Below are 18,249 nucleotides of genomic sequence, written 5' to 3' on the forward strand. Positions count from 1 at the left end.
CGTTCTTTTTTTGTTTATAATAAGTTAAAGTAAGAATTTACATCTAACTAATGGAGGAACCAAGTATGGACTATCCGTATCAACAGCTTTTTGAAAAAAATCTAACCAAAAAAATGCTATCGGCTGCCACTATTGAAAGTTATCGTCATGATCTAGCTGATTTTTTTAACTATCTTCGTCATTTTAATACTAGTTACCAAGAAAATCCTAATGTCAAGTGCTTACAAGAAAGCGATGTCCGAGATTATTGTTCGATGCTGCTTGTAAAACGTTTAAACAAATATACAACTTACAATAAAGTTCTATCGCATCTTAAATGTTATTTTAAATACCTCTTTCATGCTAACTTAATTCAAACACTCCCAACGCTTGCCTTGAGTGGAAAAAAAATTGCGGAAATAAACGGAAATTTTCCAAATTGGACAGACGAACTTGAATCCTTGCTTGAAAATAAAGAACTGAGTTTTTATACTCGTTTGACACTGCTTTTTTGCGCACATTTTTATCCTGTTAGTGAATTTCTGCAATCTAATTTTTATATAGCTTTTAGAAAAGAAAACTTAGACAAGTTTGAATTAGCCTTTATGAAACAATTCTATTTTTTTATTGAACCCCTGCAACAAAAGCAAAATACATCTGATTTTTTTATTAAACAGCGTTTTGACCCGATAACACCGCAATTAACTCTGCCAGCCCTTCATAAATATTTAAAATATGATGAAAAGAAATGCGCTTTTTCTCTAATTCCACAAAAATTGTACCAGAGTGCAATTTTTCACTATCTTGCAAACCACCAACATTCTAGTGATAATGAGATTCTGCAAAAACTACGTTTGTCACCTGTATCACTTAATTATTATCGTCAAATTTATTGGAAAAAAACATCTCTTTATGATCTTTGATTTCCAATAAAAAAGTCTTCGGTATTAAAATGCTAATTAGCACCCTATTACCGAAAACTACTAAAAATTTTTTAAAGAATATTTTTTGATTAATTTTATAAATCCTGCAATTCGTCTTGTAAATCTAGCATTTCTAAATCTTCTGGAACAAGTTCAAGATATTCACCTATAAATTTTTTAGCATCTTCCAATCTACCAACTTTGCGATAGAAGAAACTCGCTTCGCGTAAAAAATCTGGTTGATTATCGAATGCACGCGCAGCAACTTGATAGTTTTCAAGCGCATGCTTGTCATCTTCAATTTCCGCATATGATTTACCTAAATTCCAATACAATTGCGGATCAGTTTCATCTTTTTGCAAATAGTCAGTTAGCAATTCAATGTTTTCGTGATACTTTTTCAGCTCAACTAACAGATTACTAAGTTGAATGACTACAGTCATATTATCAGGTTCTAAAGCCAATGCAGAACGAAGATGTTTTTCTGCTAATTTAGGCTGCTGTAGCTTCAGTGCCACTGAACTAGCCAACTGATATAGTTTAATATTGTATTGATCGACACGTAGCCCTTCCTGAAGAACCTCTAATGCCTTCTGAAGCAGTCCTTGTTGCTCGTATGCTTCAGCAAGATATGGATAAACAGTTGTGTAATCCGTGCTGCTTTTCTTTAACTTTGTAAAGTTTTTTATTGCCTCATCATACTGTTTAAGCTGTAATTCAGTAAAAGCCAACTGAAAACGCGTATCAAAATCAATATCATCTTCATGGACCTGGTCCAAGTAACCGAGTGCTTGCTCAAATTTACCGATAACCGCATATGAAAAACCAAGCCTTTGCGTAAGATTTACCTGCGAAAGTTCAGTATGACCGGACTTAATCAATTTTAGATAGAGTGGAAGCGCATGGTGGTATTTTTTTATGTCAAAGTAAAATTCAGCAAGAGCAAAAATAAGAATTGGTTCTTCGGGTGCAATTGCTAACGCACTCAATAATTTTTGTTCGCTAACCTCAAATAACCCCTGTGTCTGATACAAGTCTGCCGCAACTAGGAGTGAATTTAGATATGCACCTGAGGTTGGTTTCACTGCAGCTAAATAATCAAGCGCTTCATCATTGTTTCCTTCGCTTATCGCAATATCTGCTAACGCTGTCCGCAACTGATCTTCTTCTGGATATTCATCTAAAAGAAATTGATACGCCTTTTGAGCCAATTCTGAAAAACCCATGGAATAGAGTTCTTCCGCCAAACTATACACTAGATCTGCATTATCATTTTGCAAAGCTTTTTCAAATTCTGTTTCGACATCATCAAATTTTCCCATTTCAATCATCGAAATTACTTTAGCCGAATAGCTCATAAAATCATCCTTTTTTGTTAATCATCGATATAAAATACATATTTTATTAATAAAACACATGGCATAAACTTTGCACCTACAACAAAAAAGTCAGGACCCAAGTCCCGACTTCATTTAGACGAATAGTAATTCACTATCTATTTAACAGAATCCTTTAAAGCCTTACCTGGTTTGAAAGCAGGTACTTTACTTGCAGGAATTTGAATTTCTTTACCTGTTTGCGGATTACGTCCCTTACGAGCTGCTCGTTGGCGTACTTCAAAGTTGCCAAACCCGATTAATTGAACCTTTTCGCCTTCTGCCAATGTATCTTGAATAGTTTCAAAAACAGCATCAACAGCTGAAGTTGCATCTTTTTTAGTCAAACCAGTTTTTGTTGCAACTGTTTCGATCAATTGTGCTTTGTTTGCCATGTGTTTCACCTCCTCATACGAAGATATATACGCAGATATTTAATCTGCGAGCTTCCATTTTGAATGCATCAAAATGATGAAACAATGACTAACAAATCATTATCTCTCCTACTAAGATAGCATATAAAGCCCAATATAACAAGGTTTTTCGCTTTTTTTAGACCAGAAAACCTCAAAAATTACTGTCCTCTAATTGGATTTTAAACTCCAAAAAAGATTGCTCGTTCACACCTTAAATTGGATACTATTTACGTCTTCTTTCGATAATGTGTATAGGAGTTCCAACAAAATCAAAAGCTTCTCTTATTTGATTTTCGATAAATCTCTCATAAGAAAAATGCATTAATTCAGTATCATTTACGAAAATAATAAATGTCGGCGGTTTAACAGCAACTTGGGTTGTATAATAGATTCTTAATCGTTTTCCATTATCAGTTGGTGTGGGATTGCGCGCAATTGCATCCATAATAACATCATTCAAAACAGATGAACTAATCCTGCGTTTATGATTCTCATTGATTCTCTTAATTAATTCAGGCAGCTTATCTAATCGCTGCTTTGTTACAGCAGAAACAAAAATAATTGGTGCATAGCTTAAATACTGAAACTCACGCCGAATTAACTCTTCAAACTCTTGCATGGTTCGATTGTCTTTTTTGACTGTGTCCCACTTGTTAACAAGAATGATTATCCCGCGTCCTGCTTCATGTGCGTAACCAGCAACTTTTTTATCCTGTTCCCGGATACCTTCTTCAGCATTCAAAACTACAAGCACAACATCCGAACGATCGATTGCTCTCATAGCACGCAGAACAGCATACTTTTCAGTATTTTCATATACTTTTCCCTTTTTGCGAATACCAGCAGTATCAATTACACTAAATTTTTCACCGGTATCCGTAAGAAAGGGTGTATCAATTGCATCACGTGTAGTTCCCTCGATATTAGAAACAATCACACGATTTTCACCTAAAATAGCATTCACTAATGATGATTTACCTACATTCGGTCGACCAATTAGACTGAATTTAATTGAATCGTCTTCTTCTTGTTCACCCATCTCAGGAAAAGAGCGGCAAACTTGATCTAAAAGATCACCAATTCCAATTCCGTGAGTACTCGAAATTGCGATTGGTTCTCCAAAACCTAAAGAATAAAAATCATATATATCTCCCTTTAGTTCTGGATTATCAACTTTATTCACAGCAACTATCACTGGCTTATCGGAACGATACAAAATATGCGCTACTTTTTCATCCGCATCGGTAACACCTTCTTTAACACTAACTACAAAAACAATCACATCAGCTTCATTAATAGCAATTTCCGCTTGTTCTGCAATTTGATTTAAAAAGGGCTCTTCGCCAATATCGATACCACCAGTATCAATCAAATTAAATTTTTGGCCTAACCATTCACTATGCGTATAAATACGATCACGCGTTACTCCAGAAACATCCTCAACAATAGAGATCCGTTCACCAGCAATTCTATTAAAGACTGTTGATTTCCCAACATTAGGACGCCCTACAATTGCAACTACAGGATTGGACAATTAAAACACCTCGCTTTCAAAAATTGAATAATTTTAGAGAAATATTTCAGCAAAAAACTGACCCAAAAGTTAATTCTTTTGAGCCAGCCAGAATAGTTTCAATCAAAAATTATTTATCTTCTTCGTCATCTTTGAGATCACCCACAAGATCGCCGAGTGTAAAACCCGTATTCTCTTCAGGAGCCTCTGCTTTGGTATCATTTTCAACTTGTTTCTTCTTAGGTTCGCTTGAAGCAGCACTTGGCTTTTCCTCTAGTGCCTTAATTGACAAAGCTAAACGATGTTCTTCAGGATGAACATTAAGTACCTTAACTTTAACTGTTTCACCTGAAGTCAACACTTCATTCGGCGTTGCAATATGCTTATGTGAAATTTGCGAAATATGAACTAAACCTTCAACACCAGGGAAGACTTCAACGAAAGCACCAAAACTTGTCAAACGTTTGACAGTACCTTCCAAAATATCACCTTCGGCAACCTTTTCATCAAGATCATCCCATGGTTGAGGTAAAGTTTGTTTGATTGAAAGTGAAATTCTTTCTTTTTCAGGATCAACAGCCAAAACTTTAACTTTAACTGTTTCGCCAACTTTCAACACATCTGATGGTTTCTCAACACGTTCGTACGCAATTTCTGAAACATGGACCAATCCATCAACCCCGCCCAAATCAATGAAAGCACCGAAGCTTGTCAAACGAGCAATCTTACCCTCAATAACATCTCCGACAACTAACTTAGCCATGGTCTCTGCTTTTTTAGCTTCACGTTCTTCTTTAACAATTTCTTTATGTGATAAAATTAAACGATTTTCACTTGGTTCAATTTCAATAATTTTCAATTCTAAAGTTTGCCCTTTATATTGGCTTAAATCCTCAACAAAACGGTCATCAACCATTGAAGCAGGGATAAAGCCTCTAACACCAGCATCTACAACCAAACCACCCTTAACAACTTGTGTTACAGGAGCTTTAATTGTTTCACCAGCTTCAAACTCTTTTTCAATCTCATCCCAAACTTTTCTTGCTTCTAAACGACGTTGTGACAGAAGATAACTGCCGCCTTCTTTGTCAGAACCAATTTTTGAGATAACAACAAGATCAAAAACGTCACCAACTTTAACCGTATCTTCAATTTCTGCATCAGGCTTAGTAACAAGTTCTTTAAAAGGCACAACACCTTCAACACCAGTACCTTCAATTCCAACAATAACTTGCTTGGAATCATCAATTGCCAAAACTTCTCCTTTGACAACATTGCCAATTTTAACCTCACTGACGCTATCTAGCGCTTCTAATAAATCCTTATTTGCATCTGCTTCACTCATGGACTATGTCCTCCTTAACGACTATAACTCTAACTACTATTCTAGCCGAAATTAACAATAAATTCCAGTCAAAATGCACTTTTAGCTATTTTTTGCCTTTTTTTGTATTATTTCCATAATTTTTGCAACAACTTGATCGATTGATAACATCGTTGTATCAACTTTAACCGCATCGGACGCTTGAATAAGTGGTGAGACAGCTCTCGTTGAATCTTTATGGTCACGCTCTGCTATCTCTTGCTCCAACTGTTCCAAATTCATTTCTAACCCTTTAGCTTGATTTTCTTTAAAACGACGCAAAGCCCTCTCCTTAACGCTGGCTACCAAGAAAATCTTAACCTGAGCATCCGGCAAAACCGTTGTTCCAATATCGCGCCCATCCATCACGATTCCGCCCCTAAAAGCAATTTCTTGCTGACGTTTGGTCAGCGCCTCTCTAACACTGAGCTGCGCTGCTACAGTCGAAACATTATTTGCTATCTTAGGCAACCTAATATCAGCAGTAACTTCATCTTGATCGACATATACTCTTTGACCATCAGCAGATGGTTTAAAGCTGATTTTGATTTCAGCGACCATTTTCTCCAGTGCTGAATTGTCATCAAGCCTAATATTTTTTCGAATAGCCGCCCATGTAACAGCGCGATACATCGCCCCGGTGTCACAATAAACATAACCTAGCTGATGTGCAACAAGTTTAGCAACCGTACTTTTCCCCGCTGAAGCAGGACCATCAATGGCAATTTGCAATAGATCACTCATAACAAAACTCCCCTAACAACATATGAATAAGATTTTTTACTTAACACGTACTGATTGACCAGGAGACAACGTTGATCCACTGCTTAAGCTTGGATTTAATTGTAATAATTCTTCAACGGTCAACCCATTATTAACTGCAACCCGATACATTCCTTGACCAGCACCAACTGTTACATAACTTGCTGAACTGGAGCTGCTGGAGCTTTCTGAAGATGAAGCTTCATCTTCAGAACTGCTAGATGATTCAACCTGCGAACTTGAAATGGAGCTGGCCTCAATTTGCGACTCTGACTCACTAACTTCTGTACTGGAACTGCTAGCAGTACTCGATGCTCCCGTACTCGCTTTAGAAGAAGTTGAACTTCCTTTTTTCTTATCCGAAACCGAACTTGAACTGCTTTTTTTGGTTTTCTTTTTAGAAGTTGAAGCAACCACATTAACATTATCTCCTTCAGAAGATGGTTGCATCGAACTTCTCTGTGATAAAAAATACGCTGCTACAGTCCCAATTATGATTGCAATAAAAATTATCAATAAAGATGTTGTCAAAACTGTATTAGTGCGTGTTTTCTTACGGTTTGCAATCCGTGAGTAATTTCCGCTATCATCGCGCTCATCTTCGAATGTTTTGGCCCAAGGCTGTTCACCTTTTTGCTCTTCACTTTTACGACTCATGCCTATCCCTCCCCGAACTATTATAGTTTATTTTACCATAAGAACAATCATCCAGGTACTTGAGTTGCCGATAACTATTAATTCGTTTTATATTACCTATAAATTAAAAAGTTTTCTAATAACCCTTTGATAACTGTTGTCATCAAAATTTTTAATATTCTCTTTTTCTGTTTTTATCATCTTCAGTTCTTTAAGGGGGAGTTCTTCTCCCGATAATTGGCAGCAAGATCTGTCATGAATCTGATTGTCCTTTTCTCCGAAATACTTTTTTATGTAAGCACGGCGACAATGATGAGTGTTAGTATATGCTAGAATCTCATTCAAGTTTTTGATCTTGTCGCTTCTGCGCCTTGAAAATATCTCTTTGACCCGTTCACTAGACAAGCCTTGTTTGCGATAGTAATCTAACAATTCTCCTTGTTCTCCGGCATGACCAGTCAGCTTTTGGGCATTATCCATGTAATATTGAATCATCTCATCTTCGGGCAACGTCATATCTATCAAACGCCTTTGTAAACCAACATCACTTTCCTGATACAAGAGAATAGCTATGCTTTGCTGACCATCCCGACCAGCACGACCGATCTCCTGAAGATAACTTTCGAGGTCTGCCGGAAGATGATAATGAATTACATAACGAATGTTTTTCTTGTTGACCCCCATTCCAAAAGCACTAGTAGCACAGATCACATCTAACTTTCCAAGCATAAACTGTTGTTGAACAGTATAACGGTCGATTGCACTGCGACCTGCATGGTATGAACTTACATTCAGCTTTGTTTTTTGTCTAATCATTTGGGCTATTTCATCAGCTTTCTTCTTGCTTGAAAAATATATTAGCCCAGGTGCCTTTAAACGTTCAACTAACTTAATCACCTTTTTATTTTTTTCTTTCTGATTTGCAACTTTTTCAACAGCTAAAAAAATATTTGGCCGATCAACTGAATGCCTGATAACTTTAACCTTTTGTGTCCCAAACAGATTCCCAATAATATCTTCTTCAACCCTCTTAGTGGCCGTGGCAGTCAAAGCTAAAGTAGTTGGAAAGTTCAACTCTCTTCGTAATTCACCTAGTCCAAGATAATCAGGTCGAAAATCAGGTCCCCACTTTGAAATACAGTGTGCTTCATCCACAACAAACAAAGCCAAGTCAAGCTGGAATAAGTTTTCGACCACTTCTTTTTTATTGAGCATTTCAGGTGCAAGATAAATAAAGTCAAATTGTGAAAGGTGAGAAACAGCATACTCTTTACGCTTAAATGAAAGAACTGATGTTAGAGCAATCACTTTTTTTTCACCCGCAAACCGCAATTGTTCTACTTGATCTTGCATTAAAGATATCAATGGTGAAACGATAACTACGGGCTTTTTGTAAATTTTCCCCACTAATTGATAGCATAATGACTTTCCAGTTCCTGTCGGTAGAATTGCCAACGTTGATTCACGACTCAGTAAATTACGAATAACTTCTTTTTGACCACTTCTAAACTTTGAAAATCCAAAATACTGTTTTAAAGCAGTTTCCAGCTTCTTATCAGAAATCATCAGACTTTTCCTCCTCTAGTTCATTTTTAATGAAGGTGTGACAGAAATTTTTTAGCAGCTATTCATAATCAGTTGGAGAAAATCGGTCTTTGGAATACATCAATATTGAAAACTTAATTTCACCTTAAAACTTACGTCTTCTAAATCAACTTCTCAACAAATTATTCAACCATTTCCAGCTTGCTTTGCTCAATTTGATATAACCTGAATTTAGTAAAAGATATTTTTGGCTCAGTTTCTTGCAGCTTTTCATAGTGCCAATTATCGATGTTGCCCTTAAAAAGTTTGCTAAATATGCTATATTCCAGCGGTGATATCAAACGTTTAAAATTGAAATTGGGTACAAAAATTGCAGCCTCCAGTAAGTGTTCAGCAACAGTACTTTCCTTTAACCCGCGAACACTTTTTATTTTTGCAACTGTCATTCCACTAGCATACAAACGATATGTTTCAGTAGCACTTTTGGAAAGTAACCCTGTTTTTTTTAATGGTATTACTAACACTTTAAAGATACTTGTTCCTTCACACAAAAAATCTGCAAATTTTACAGATAAATCATTCCACAAAACTTCGATGTCGCGTGTTGACCAACCAGTATTCACAGCAATCTGTTCTGCTGTCTTTGCAACATACTCATGACCGTAAAAAAGTTGCATAAAAATAGTTGCATCATCAGCACTTTCATTCTTTAAAAATAAAAGTAACTGCTCACTTAAAAGCTGACCTAGCTCACATTCATGATAATCTTGATACCATTTTTTTATAGAATCACGAGCTTGAAAAGACGAGGCTACAACATAATAATGCGTATTACCGTAGCTTGCTTCAGACACTATTTGAACCAAAAGCCGCAGTATGTCCTGCCATAATTGAACTTTGAACCTACTAAATAAATATGGGCTTTTCATATGATAGTGAATTTCCGCAAAATTATCTCTACGTCTTGCCCCTAATTCCGTCAGACAAAGTCCCTGTCCATTGATTTCAGCTAATAATTTATTTTGAACCATCGCCGCAATTAAATTATCAAACTTTTCCCTTTCAAGTTGTGGACAAATTGCAAGCCAATCAAGAATTTTATATCTTAGGCCCCAGAAAAGATTCGAAACCGTTCGTTTGTTTGACAGCACTTGTCGAATAACCGCAGGTCTTCTGGGCTGATTTTTTGAAAAAAAACAGAGTAACTCATCCATTTCTGCTAATAATCCCCCTATCAACGTTATAAATGCATTTTAACTTAAAAATATTAAAATCGTCTAAACATTAAGTATATTTCTAAACAAAAAAGAGCTCTTGCACAAACAATTCCAAAGTTTAATTCACACTTGGAAAATGCCCCGCAACAGCCCTAATTAATACTTTATCAGCATAATAGTTTTAAATAACTAGTGGAGAATTACCGATCTTTTTTTCAACCATACGCGCATTTTGGCAAAAGCTATCCAGAAAACCCCACCAACTAAAACGCCCTTGATCAAATTGAAAGGAACTACTCCAAATAGAACAATTTCTGCCAATGGCAATGATAATTTCATCCCTAAAACTGACATATAAAGAGGTGTTATTACTAGCCAATTAGCAATTGAAAGCAATAAGGTTAAACTTATTGTAGCTAAAGCTATTGATTTGAAGATATTTAACGAGGTTACACTTTGATTTTTTTTCAAAATGTAGAACAATGGCAGCGTAAATGCCAACGAAGCAACAAGATTCGTAGAAACTCCAATCAAATTGGCAATTGAAGGCCCCGAAATAAGAAAATACAGCACCGAACGCAGCAATGCAACTTCTATTCCTCCAAGTGGACCAAGAATCAACATCCCAAAAAGAATTGGCAAATCGGAAAAATCGATCTTCATATATGGCACAATTGGAATAACAGCAAATGAAATGAACATTAACAAATACGAAATTCCTGCTAAACAAGCAGCAATAATATACTTGCGAGAACCAGAATATAACATCAAAAAAACCTCCATTGATGTCTATCTTCACGGCACTTATTGAAAATAAAAGGACCCTGCTGATCAGAGGATCAACAGAGTCTACTTGCACAATATCGTCAAATAAGCCCTATCTTCTTTATCCAGACTATACTGTCGGCACTGGAATCACACCAGTTCAACTACATTGCTGTAGGTCGCGGCCTATTACCGCCGGTCGGGATTCTCACCCTGCCCCTGAAGACAAACTATTATTTTTTCCAATTAAATTTAACATACTAGCTTTTCTATTGCAAGTTATAACTCTGCCTCAGTACAATCAGTTTTTCAAGCGATCAATTTCTTCACGTGTTAACGAACGATATTCACCAGAGGTCAAGCCTTGCAAAGTTAAGAAACCATATGACTCGCGCCGCAATTTTTCAACTGGATAGCCGATAGCTGCAAGCATTTTTTTCACTTGATGATAGTGCCCTTCATGAATTGTTAGGGAGACCAATGCTTTTTTCTTCTTTGGATCACTGGAAATTATTTTGCTTTTTGCAGGTGCCGATTTATATTTATCGATTTTAACACCTAAGCGTAATTTTTTCAGCGCTTCATTATCAGGAATTCCGCTCACTTTAGCCAGATATGTTTTGTTAATTTTATAACGTGGATGCATCAATTTGTTTGCTAAATCTCCGTCATTAGTCATGATTAGTAACCCCGAAGTATCATAGTCCAAACGACCAACCGGATATACGCGTTCAGGAATCTCACTAAAATAATCCGTGACAACTTTGCGACCTTTATCATCAGTCACTGCAGAGATAACCCCACGCGGTTTATAAAATAAATAATAAACTTTTCTTTCACGTTCAAGCGCCCGACCTGCAACCGTGATAACATCTTCCATGCTCACCTTAGTTCCTTGCTCTTTTACGACTTTTCCGTTGACTTTAACTTTTCCGTCTGCAATCAATTTTTCAGAAGCTCGTCGTGAAGCAACGCCTGCGTTAGCCATCACTTTTTGTAAACGTTCGGTTTCCATTTCTAGACACTCTCTTTTCTTTGCTTTTCATCCTGCAAGGTTTGATCAAAAAGTTCCATTAAATCCTGCCCATCATCACCGAGCTGCATTCCATCCTTTTCCGGCAATGGTGGTAAATCTGCTAGTTTTTTTAAATTGAAATAATCCAAAAAAGACTCGGTCGTAATATATAAAATTGGTTTGCCTGGAGCATCAAGACGCCCTTTTTCACTAATTAGATTATATGTCAACAACTTGCGTAAAGTGCCACTAGATTGAACACCTCTGATTTCCTCAATCTGAACCCGCGTAACTGGCTGCTTGTAGGCCACAATTGCCAGTGTTTCAAGTGAAGCACGTGATAATGCAGTCATGCTAGGCTCCTCGAAATAACGTTTTAAAAGAAATGCGAAGTCTTTCTTCGTTGCAATTCGATAACGATCCTCTGTCGAAATCACCTCAATACTGCAGTCAGCATCATTATGGTACTTGTTCTGCAAACATGACAATTGATCCTTAACAGCTGGTTTCAGCATACCTGTACACTCAGCTAACTGCTGCAGTGAAATACCTTCACTACCGCTTACAAATAATAAGCTCTCAACTTTGGCCAAATTTGATAACATCTCATGCAACACCTCTTACCCAGATTGGACCCAACACTTCTGTTTGAACGACAGCTGCTGAACCACGTTTCATCAATTCTAATAGAGCCAAAAAAGTTGTCACAACATGTTCAAGTTCAATTTGACCATCAAACAGCTGTTCAAAGTTAACCGGCCCCTTTGCTTTTTGTAATTGTTTCTTTAATTTGGCTACTTCTTCTTTTAGCGTATATTTTTCTTTACCGACACGCCGAAAAGCTGCTTGGCGAAAATGTCGTTTGCTGAACAAATGCACCAATGCTTGTTGCATTTTTTCCACATCGCCATGTCCACTCAAATGATCTGCTTGCATCTCTAATGGAATATCTTCTTGTTCCCGTGTGTAATGCTTCGCACGTATAAACGCTAACTTGGTCAGTTGCTTAGAAACAGCTTGAAAACATTGATGTGTTAATAATTGCTGGACAAGTTCTGCACGTGGATCTTCTTGCTGTTCAGTTTCAATAACAACAGGATGTTGCGGTAGAAGCATTTTACTCTTTATATTTATTAAAGTTGCGGCCATAACTAAATACTCCCCAGCAATGTCAAGTGATAGAACACGCATTCTATGCAGATACTCAATATACTGAGAAGTAATTTCAACCATTGGGATATCATAAATATCCATTTTATTTTGTTTGATGAGATGAAGTAGTAAGTCCAGCGGGCCCTCAAATGCATCCAGTTTAAACGTTAATTTTGAAGAAGATTCTAGCTGCCGATCTTCATGTTTCATTTGTCATTCTTCCGCTCCCATTTAGCTATTATCTTTGAAGTATCAAAACTTCCCATTATCTTGCAGCTTTTAAATAACTCTGCAAGTGCGTCTAGCATTTGAAAGCTGACTCCTTCATTTCTTTCAGTTGGTGTTACAGATATATGTCTAACCATCAAGATATCATCGTTGACTTCAATACCAATAACACCAATAAAATCACCTTCGTCATTTTTCCATAAAAATAAACTTCTCTCTTCTTCACTGGCATACCATTTCAATTCAGCTTTCAGATGAGAAATTTCCTTTAAATCAGGTATAAAAGACAACAATCCCATGGTGATTTTTTCGTAATCATTTTTATACTTGTAAAGCATGTTCGACCTCCTGTGGTCCCAACAAATTATCGTATGATAAACTTGAATTTACTTTACCATAATTTTAACTATTACACAAACAGTCTACGCTCGAGGATGATAGCGGTTGTAAATATCTGCCAGTCTCTTTTTTGATAGATGAGTGTAAATCTGAGTAGTTGCGATATCAGCATGCCCCAACAACTCTTGAACAACTCGTAGGTCAGCTCCATTTTCCAAAATATGCGTTGCAAACGAATGACGCAGAGTATGCGGAGTCACATTTTTTTTGATGCCGGCTTTTCTAACCTCTGCTTTTAAATTTTTCCAAATACCTTGCCGCGTTAACTCGCGCCCATGGTTGTTTAAAAAAAGGTAAGAGCTATTCTTCCTACCTAAAAGCTCTGGCCTGACTTTCTGTAGATATTGGTCTACCCACTTAACCGCCTGATCACCGATAGGCACAATTCTTTCCTTACTGCCCTTTCCAATTGTTTGAATCAATCCCATACCCAAATGGAGATTTGAAAGTTGCAAATTTACTATTTCGCTGACGCGCAAACCAGTTGCATACATAACTTCTAAAATTGCCCGATCACGCAAACCTAATTTTTTCCCCGTATCCGGTGAATTAAGCAATTTTTCAACTTCTTTTGTTGAAAGCACTTCTGGTAAATGCTCTTTTCGCTTAGGAGCGTCAATAAGCTGCATCGGATCCTTCTTAATTTTCTCTTCTTCCATCAGATATTGAAAGAACTTGCGCAAACTAGTGACTGAACGGACAATTGAACTAGTAGCTTTTTTTTGATCCGTTTCTTGCTGCATAAAATCAATAACAACTTGGCGTTCGATGTTGTCCAAGCTGTTGATTTCCCTTTTTTTTAGAAATACAGCAAATTGCAGCAAATCATTACGGTAGCTCATTACTGTATTTTTAGCCAAACCGCGCTCAACCGTTAAATAATGCAGATAGTCCTCAATGAGATTGTCTATGATACCCACCCCCGAAAAGTCCGTATCTGTCCGCACTAAATTTAATTTGATTGCTTTATATTTTTACTGCATGCGGCACAGATACCATGAAAAGTTAGTCGATGATCGCGAACCTTGAAACCATATTTATGTAAAACCTCCTGTTCAACTTCAACGAGCAGATCTTCATGTATCTCCTCAACCTTACCGCAAACACTGCACAGAAGATGATGGTGAAAATGTTGGTGATCTTCACAACGCAAATCATAGCGAGCAACACCATCCTCAAAGGTTACACGATCAGCAATTCGCAATTCTGTTAGCAAGTCAAGTGTCCGATAAACAGTTGCAAGCCCAATTTCTGGTTCCTTTTGTTTAATCAGTGTAAACAATTCTTCAGCCGAAAGATGCTTTGTTTGATATTCCAAAAGTGTACTAACCGTTGCTCTTCGTTGTGGTGTTAGTTTCATTCCTGCTTGATGTAGTTTTTTACCAATTTCAGTAATGCGTTCCTCTTGAAAAACCATTGCAGCGTTACCTCTTTTTTTAATATTCTAAAACTTATTGTTGCTTATTCAAAATAAGTTTTCCATTTTCCTGTCTGACCAGTCCAGCCTTCATCAAATGACCAATAGCACGTTTGAATTGTCCTTTGCTAATGCCAAAAAAAGCTTTAATTTCATCTGGAGAACTCTTATCAGTATAATCTAGCTCGCCTTTTTGATGTTCCAGTGCCGCTAGAATCATTTGTGCATCATCACTGATAGCTTCATATGCCCTTGGTCGCAATGATAAGTTTAAAACACCATCCGGTCTGACTCCTATAACACGAGCCTCAAGGCGCTGTCCCAGACGTGGTTCTTCGTCACGTTCACTCGGATGGATGAAACCTAAGAAATAATCATCTGTTAGTACATGTGTTCCAGCCATCTTCATACGATAAGTCGTTGCAACAACATTTTTGTTCTGCATCTGAGCATCTGCTTTTACAGCCAATCCTCGAAAAACATCTTCTGAAGCCAATTCTCCCCAGAGACGACCTTTATTATCGATCTTTAAACCTATCATTAAACGATCACCCTTTTTAGGCCATATCTTAGTAATTTCAGGGAGATCATCAATGGATACAACAATATCCTTATTAGGCAAACCAATATCAACGAAAACGCCCAAGGTCCGGCGTACCTCTACTACCTCTCCAAAAGCATACTGATCAAAACCGCTCTCAGGTATTTTTTTTGTAAGTTGCAGTTCATGTTCGGCATTTTCGTAAGCAAAACCTTTTACCTCTGTTCCTTTAGTAATTGGTTCTTTAAATTCATCTTTAGCAACTCTAAAAGTTAGGCCATTTTGCTGTGCAAAATAAAAATCATCATTCTCATCTGTAATAACAACTGTTACTATTTTACCGATTAATTTTTTTAATTCATTCTCCATGTTGTTTCTCCCCTATAATTAATTAAAACTGATATGTAACACACTCATAATACAATATGCGATTCCTGAAGCTATCACAGGCCCTGCAGCAACACCATGAAGAAAAACAACACCTACAATTGTACCAATAACCAATGCTACTGTCACTTGTGGCGAACTCGCTAACAAAGAGACTCCATTACGAGATAAGACGGCCACTAAAATTCCACAAGCAACTGCGATTATACCTACTGGTGACTTAAAAACTGTTATTAAGTCGCGAAAACCAATTTCCCCCGTGGCAATTGGAACTAGAATTGCAACCGAGATCACGGTCACACCCCAGTTTATGCCGCGACTTTGAATAACAGGTAACCACTTGCTAGTGTACGGAATTGCTTTTATTATCAAAACCACAGCAGCTGCAAATGATAACGAGGCATTTTTAACTATCAGTGCAATCAATAATACCAAACCTAAAAAAAGCCAACTTTCCATATTACTCCACCCCATTACATTACTCTGTATACTTCTTTATTTTAACTGAAAGAAGTTCAAAATGCGAACTAATCTCTAAAAGGCCCATGAAGGTCCTATTCTAATACAACTATGCTGTTTGTTACATATAGATTTTAATTTGCATAAAAGTGCTTATTATTTTTTCCTAAATATCTACACAACTGACAATTTTTTTCATTTTTGAACCAATAAAAAAAAGTAGAAAAGCTTGTCGTCACAAACTTTTCTACTCTTATTTTAGGAAGTATAACACACTTCCTAACTATTAAGATGATTCTTTTCTTAAGCTCTAAATATTAAAGTGCGTTTGAAGCACCGCGATAAACAATACCACGACGTGAATCAACAGTTACGACTTCACCGTCAGAAATTGAAGCTGTTGCATCTTGTGCTCCAACAATAACAGGAATGCCCATTGAAATGCCAACTACTGCTGCATGTGATGTCAAACCGCCATTTTCAACAATCAATGCGCTTGACTTCTCAATAGCAGGTAAGTATTCTTTGTCCGTTGTTTTTGTAACTAAAATTCCACCTTCAACAGCCTTCTTATTTGCTTCTTCAGCTGATGTTGCAACAGTTGCTTTACCGATTACTGTTTCATCGCCAACGCCCTGACCAGAAACCAGCTTTGAACCAATAAGTTGGATCTTCATAACATTAGTTGTTCCTTTTTCGCCAACAGGAACACCAGCTGTAATTAAGATCAAATCGCCCTCTTTAGCAAAACCAGCTTCTTTAGCTTTTTCTGTTGCAAGTGTGAACATATCATCTGTTGAAGCAGGTGCTTCAGCCATAACAGGATAAACACCCCAGTTAACAGCCAAACCACGACGAGTACGATCATCAAATGTAACAGCCAAAATATCTGCATCTGGACGGTACTTCGAAATCATACGAGCAGTATGACCAGATTTCGTTGCAGCAACGATTGTCTTAATCCCCAAGTTATCTGCTGTTTCAGCAACAGCACGGCCAATTGCTTCTGTAACATCAGTCTTATCGAAGTCATTAATTGAGAATGTCTTATGCTGACGCAAAGCATTTTCAGCCTTAACATCAATACGAGCCATTGTTGCAACTGATTCAACTGGGTAATCGCCATTAGCACTTTCACCTGAAAGCATTGTTGCATCTGTTCCATCAAAAACAGCATTAGCAACATCAGAAGCTTCAGCACGTGTAGGACGTGGATTCTCTTGCATTGAATCAAGCATTTGAGTAGCTGTAATAACAGGTTTGCCCAAAGCATTACATTTCTTAATCAAAGTCTTTTGAACCAATGGAACATTTTCAGCTGGAATTTCAACACCCATATCACCACGGGCAACCATCAAACCATCTGAAACTTTGATAATTTCGTCGAAGTTGTCAATACCTTCTTGTGATTCGATCTTAGGAAAAATTTGAACATGCTCCATATGTTTTTCTTCAAGAAGTTCACGGATATCCAAAACATCTTCTGGTTTACGTACAAAACTTGCAGCAATGAAGTTGATTTCATGATCTAATCCGAAACGAATATCATCAGAATCTTTTTCAGTGATTCCTGGTAAGTTGATTGAAACACCGGGTGCATTAACACCTTTACGTGAACCAAGAACTCCGGCATTCAATACTTTACATGCCAATTCATTATTTTCGCGATCGATTTTTTCAATCTGCATGTCAATCAAACCATCATCAAATAAAACGTGGCCACCTTCATGGACATCATCAATCAATCCAGGATAGGTAACGGCAATTTTATCATGAGTCCCCTCAAGTGAAGCATCCATAGAAATGCGAACTTCATCGCCAATTTCATATTGGATCTTGCCTTCCTTTTGAACCGTAGTACGGATTTCGGCACCTTTAGTATCTAACATGATACCAACCATCTTGCCGGTAACTTTTTCTGCTTCATGGACAACATTCAGACGTCCTAAATGTTCTTCATGATCGCCATGAGAAAAGTTAAAGCGAAATACGTTAGCTCCTGCCTCGATTAATTTTACAATTGTATCTAGATCTGTACTGGCTGGACCAAGTGTGCTCACAATCTTGGTTTTCTTCATGAGTAAAATCTCCCCTTTGAATAATTTTAAAGATGACTTTAATGTCTAATCTTTACCTAATTAATTAATGCACAATGT

General features: G+C 37.1%; 19 protein-coding genes and 1 riboswitch. Of the genes, 1 reads left to right on the top strand and 18 read right to left on the bottom strand.

What is annotated here, in order from left to right; all coding sequences use genetic code 11:
* The first annotated feature begins 65 nt into the window (after positions 1-65).
* The gene (locus FD20_RS02850; RefSeq protein ID WP_057736082.1) at positions 66-902 is read left to right on the top strand and encodes a site-specific integrase; all 837 of its coding nucleotides are present in this window, start codon (positions 66-68) and stop codon (positions 900-902) included.
* A 95-nt stretch (positions 903-997) separates the two neighbouring features.
* On the opposite strand, the gene FD20_RS02855 is transcribed toward FD20_RS02850, so the two are convergent.
* From FD20_RS02855 to pyk, 18 genes are all read right to left on the bottom strand, one after another.
* Positions 998-2,260 (bottom strand): tetratricopeptide repeat protein, encoded by a 1,263-nt coding sequence (locus FD20_RS02855; RefSeq protein WP_057736083.1) that lies wholly within the window; start codon positions 2,258-2,260, stop codon positions 998-1,000.
* Positions 2,261-2,397: 137 nt separating this feature from the next.
* Positions 2,398-2,673: an HU family DNA-binding protein gene (locus FD20_RS02860; protein WP_034986956.1), complete on the bottom strand. Its 276-nt coding sequence runs from the start codon at positions 2,671-2,673 to the stop codon at positions 2,398-2,400.
* A gap of 244 nt (positions 2,674-2,917) precedes the next feature.
* Positions 2,918-4,228, bottom strand: coding sequence for a ribosome biogenesis GTPase Der (gene der / locus FD20_RS02865; RefSeq protein WP_057736084.1), 1,311 nt, complete (start codon positions 4,226-4,228; stop codon positions 2,918-2,920).
* A 109-nt stretch (positions 4,229-4,337) separates the two neighbouring features.
* Positions 4,338-5,552 carry a 30S ribosomal protein S1 gene (gene rpsA / locus FD20_RS02870; RefSeq protein WP_057736085.1) on the bottom strand — a complete coding sequence of 405 codons (1,215 nt, stop codon included), beginning with the start codon at positions 5,550-5,552 and terminating at the stop codon, positions 4,338-4,340.
* Between the two features lie 81 nt (positions 5,553-5,633).
* Positions 5,634-6,314, bottom strand: a complete 681-nt coding sequence (cmk, locus tag FD20_RS02875) for a (d)CMP kinase (protein ID WP_057736086.1) — start codon at positions 6,312-6,314, stop codon at positions 5,634-5,636.
* A gap of 36 nt (positions 6,315-6,350) precedes the next feature.
* On the bottom strand, positions 6,351-6,989 hold the full coding sequence (locus FD20_RS02880) for a LysM peptidoglycan-binding domain-containing protein (protein ID WP_057736087.1): 639 nt from the start codon (positions 6,987-6,989) through the stop codon (positions 6,351-6,353).
* A gap of 96 nt (positions 6,990-7,085) precedes the next feature.
* Complete coding sequence (locus FD20_RS02885; RefSeq protein WP_157060830.1) at positions 7,086-8,534, bottom strand: RecQ family ATP-dependent DNA helicase; 1,449 nt, start codon at positions 8,532-8,534, stop codon at positions 7,086-7,088.
* Positions 8,535-8,695: 161 nt separating this feature from the next.
* The gene (locus FD20_RS02890; protein WP_057736088.1) at positions 8,696-9,727 is read right to left on the bottom strand and encodes a helix-turn-helix domain-containing protein; all 1,032 of its coding nucleotides are present in this window, start codon (positions 9,725-9,727) and stop codon (positions 8,696-8,698) included.
* A 192-nt stretch (positions 9,728-9,919) separates the two neighbouring features.
* The gene (locus tag FD20_RS02895) at positions 9,920-10,498 is read right to left on the bottom strand and encodes an ECF transporter S component (RefSeq protein ID WP_057736089.1); all 579 of its coding nucleotides are present in this window, start codon (positions 10,496-10,498) and stop codon (positions 9,920-9,922) included.
* A gap of 107 nt (positions 10,499-10,605) precedes the next feature.
* Positions 10,606-10,726: riboswitch (FMN riboswitch) on the bottom strand.
* A gap of 70 nt (positions 10,727-10,796) precedes the next feature.
* The gene (locus FD20_RS02900) at positions 10,797-11,510 is read right to left on the bottom strand and encodes a pseudouridine synthase (protein WP_057736090.1); all 714 of its coding nucleotides are present in this window, start codon (positions 11,508-11,510) and stop codon (positions 10,797-10,799) included.
* A gap of 2 nt (positions 11,511-11,512) precedes the next feature.
* A complete protein-coding gene (gene scpB, locus FD20_RS02905) occupies positions 11,513-12,115 on the bottom strand; it encodes an SMC-Scp complex subunit ScpB (RefSeq protein ID WP_057736091.1) in 603 nt (200 codons plus the stop codon).
* Between the two features lies 1 nt (position 12,116).
* Positions 12,117-12,872 carry a segregation and condensation protein A gene (locus FD20_RS02910; RefSeq protein ID WP_057736092.1) on the bottom strand — a complete coding sequence of 252 codons (756 nt, stop codon included), beginning with the start codon at positions 12,870-12,872 and terminating at the stop codon, positions 12,117-12,119.
* Positions 12,869-13,228 carry a GNAT family N-acetyltransferase gene (locus tag FD20_RS02915; protein WP_057736093.1) on the bottom strand — a complete coding sequence of 120 codons (360 nt, stop codon included), beginning with the start codon at positions 13,226-13,228 and terminating at the stop codon, positions 12,869-12,871. Before FD20_RS02915 ends, FD20_RS02910 begins: the two co-directional genes overlap by 4 nt.
* An 84-nt stretch (positions 13,229-13,312) precedes the next feature.
* Positions 13,313-14,200, bottom strand: a complete 888-nt coding sequence (xerD, locus tag FD20_RS02920) for a site-specific tyrosine recombinase XerD (protein ID WP_057736198.1) — start codon at positions 14,198-14,200, stop codon at positions 13,313-13,315.
* Between the two features lie 41 nt (positions 14,201-14,241).
* Positions 14,242-14,706 carry a ferric iron uptake transcriptional regulator gene (gene fur / locus FD20_RS02925; RefSeq protein ID WP_057736094.1) on the bottom strand — a complete coding sequence of 155 codons (465 nt, stop codon included), beginning with the start codon at positions 14,704-14,706 and terminating at the stop codon, positions 14,242-14,244.
* A gap of 34 nt (positions 14,707-14,740) precedes the next feature.
* A complete protein-coding gene (locus FD20_RS02930; RefSeq protein WP_057736095.1) occupies positions 14,741-15,616 on the bottom strand; it encodes a CvfB family protein in 876 nt (291 codons plus the stop codon).
* An 18-nt stretch (positions 15,617-15,634) separates the two neighbouring features.
* Entirely contained in the window at positions 15,635-16,093 is a 459-nt protein-coding gene (locus tag FD20_RS02935; protein ID WP_057736096.1) for a DUF441 domain-containing protein, read from the bottom strand.
* Between the two features lie 317 nt (positions 16,094-16,410).
* Positions 16,411-18,171, bottom strand: coding sequence for a pyruvate kinase (pyk, locus tag FD20_RS02940; RefSeq protein ID WP_057736097.1), 1,761 nt, complete (start codon positions 18,169-18,171; stop codon positions 16,411-16,413).
* Positions 18,172-18,249: the final 78 nt, after the last annotated feature.

The sequence above is a fragment of the Liquorilactobacillus uvarum DSM 19971 genome, assembly GCF_001434935.1.
Classification (GTDB): domain Bacteria; phylum Bacillota; class Bacilli; order Lactobacillales; family Lactobacillaceae; genus Liquorilactobacillus; species Liquorilactobacillus uvarum.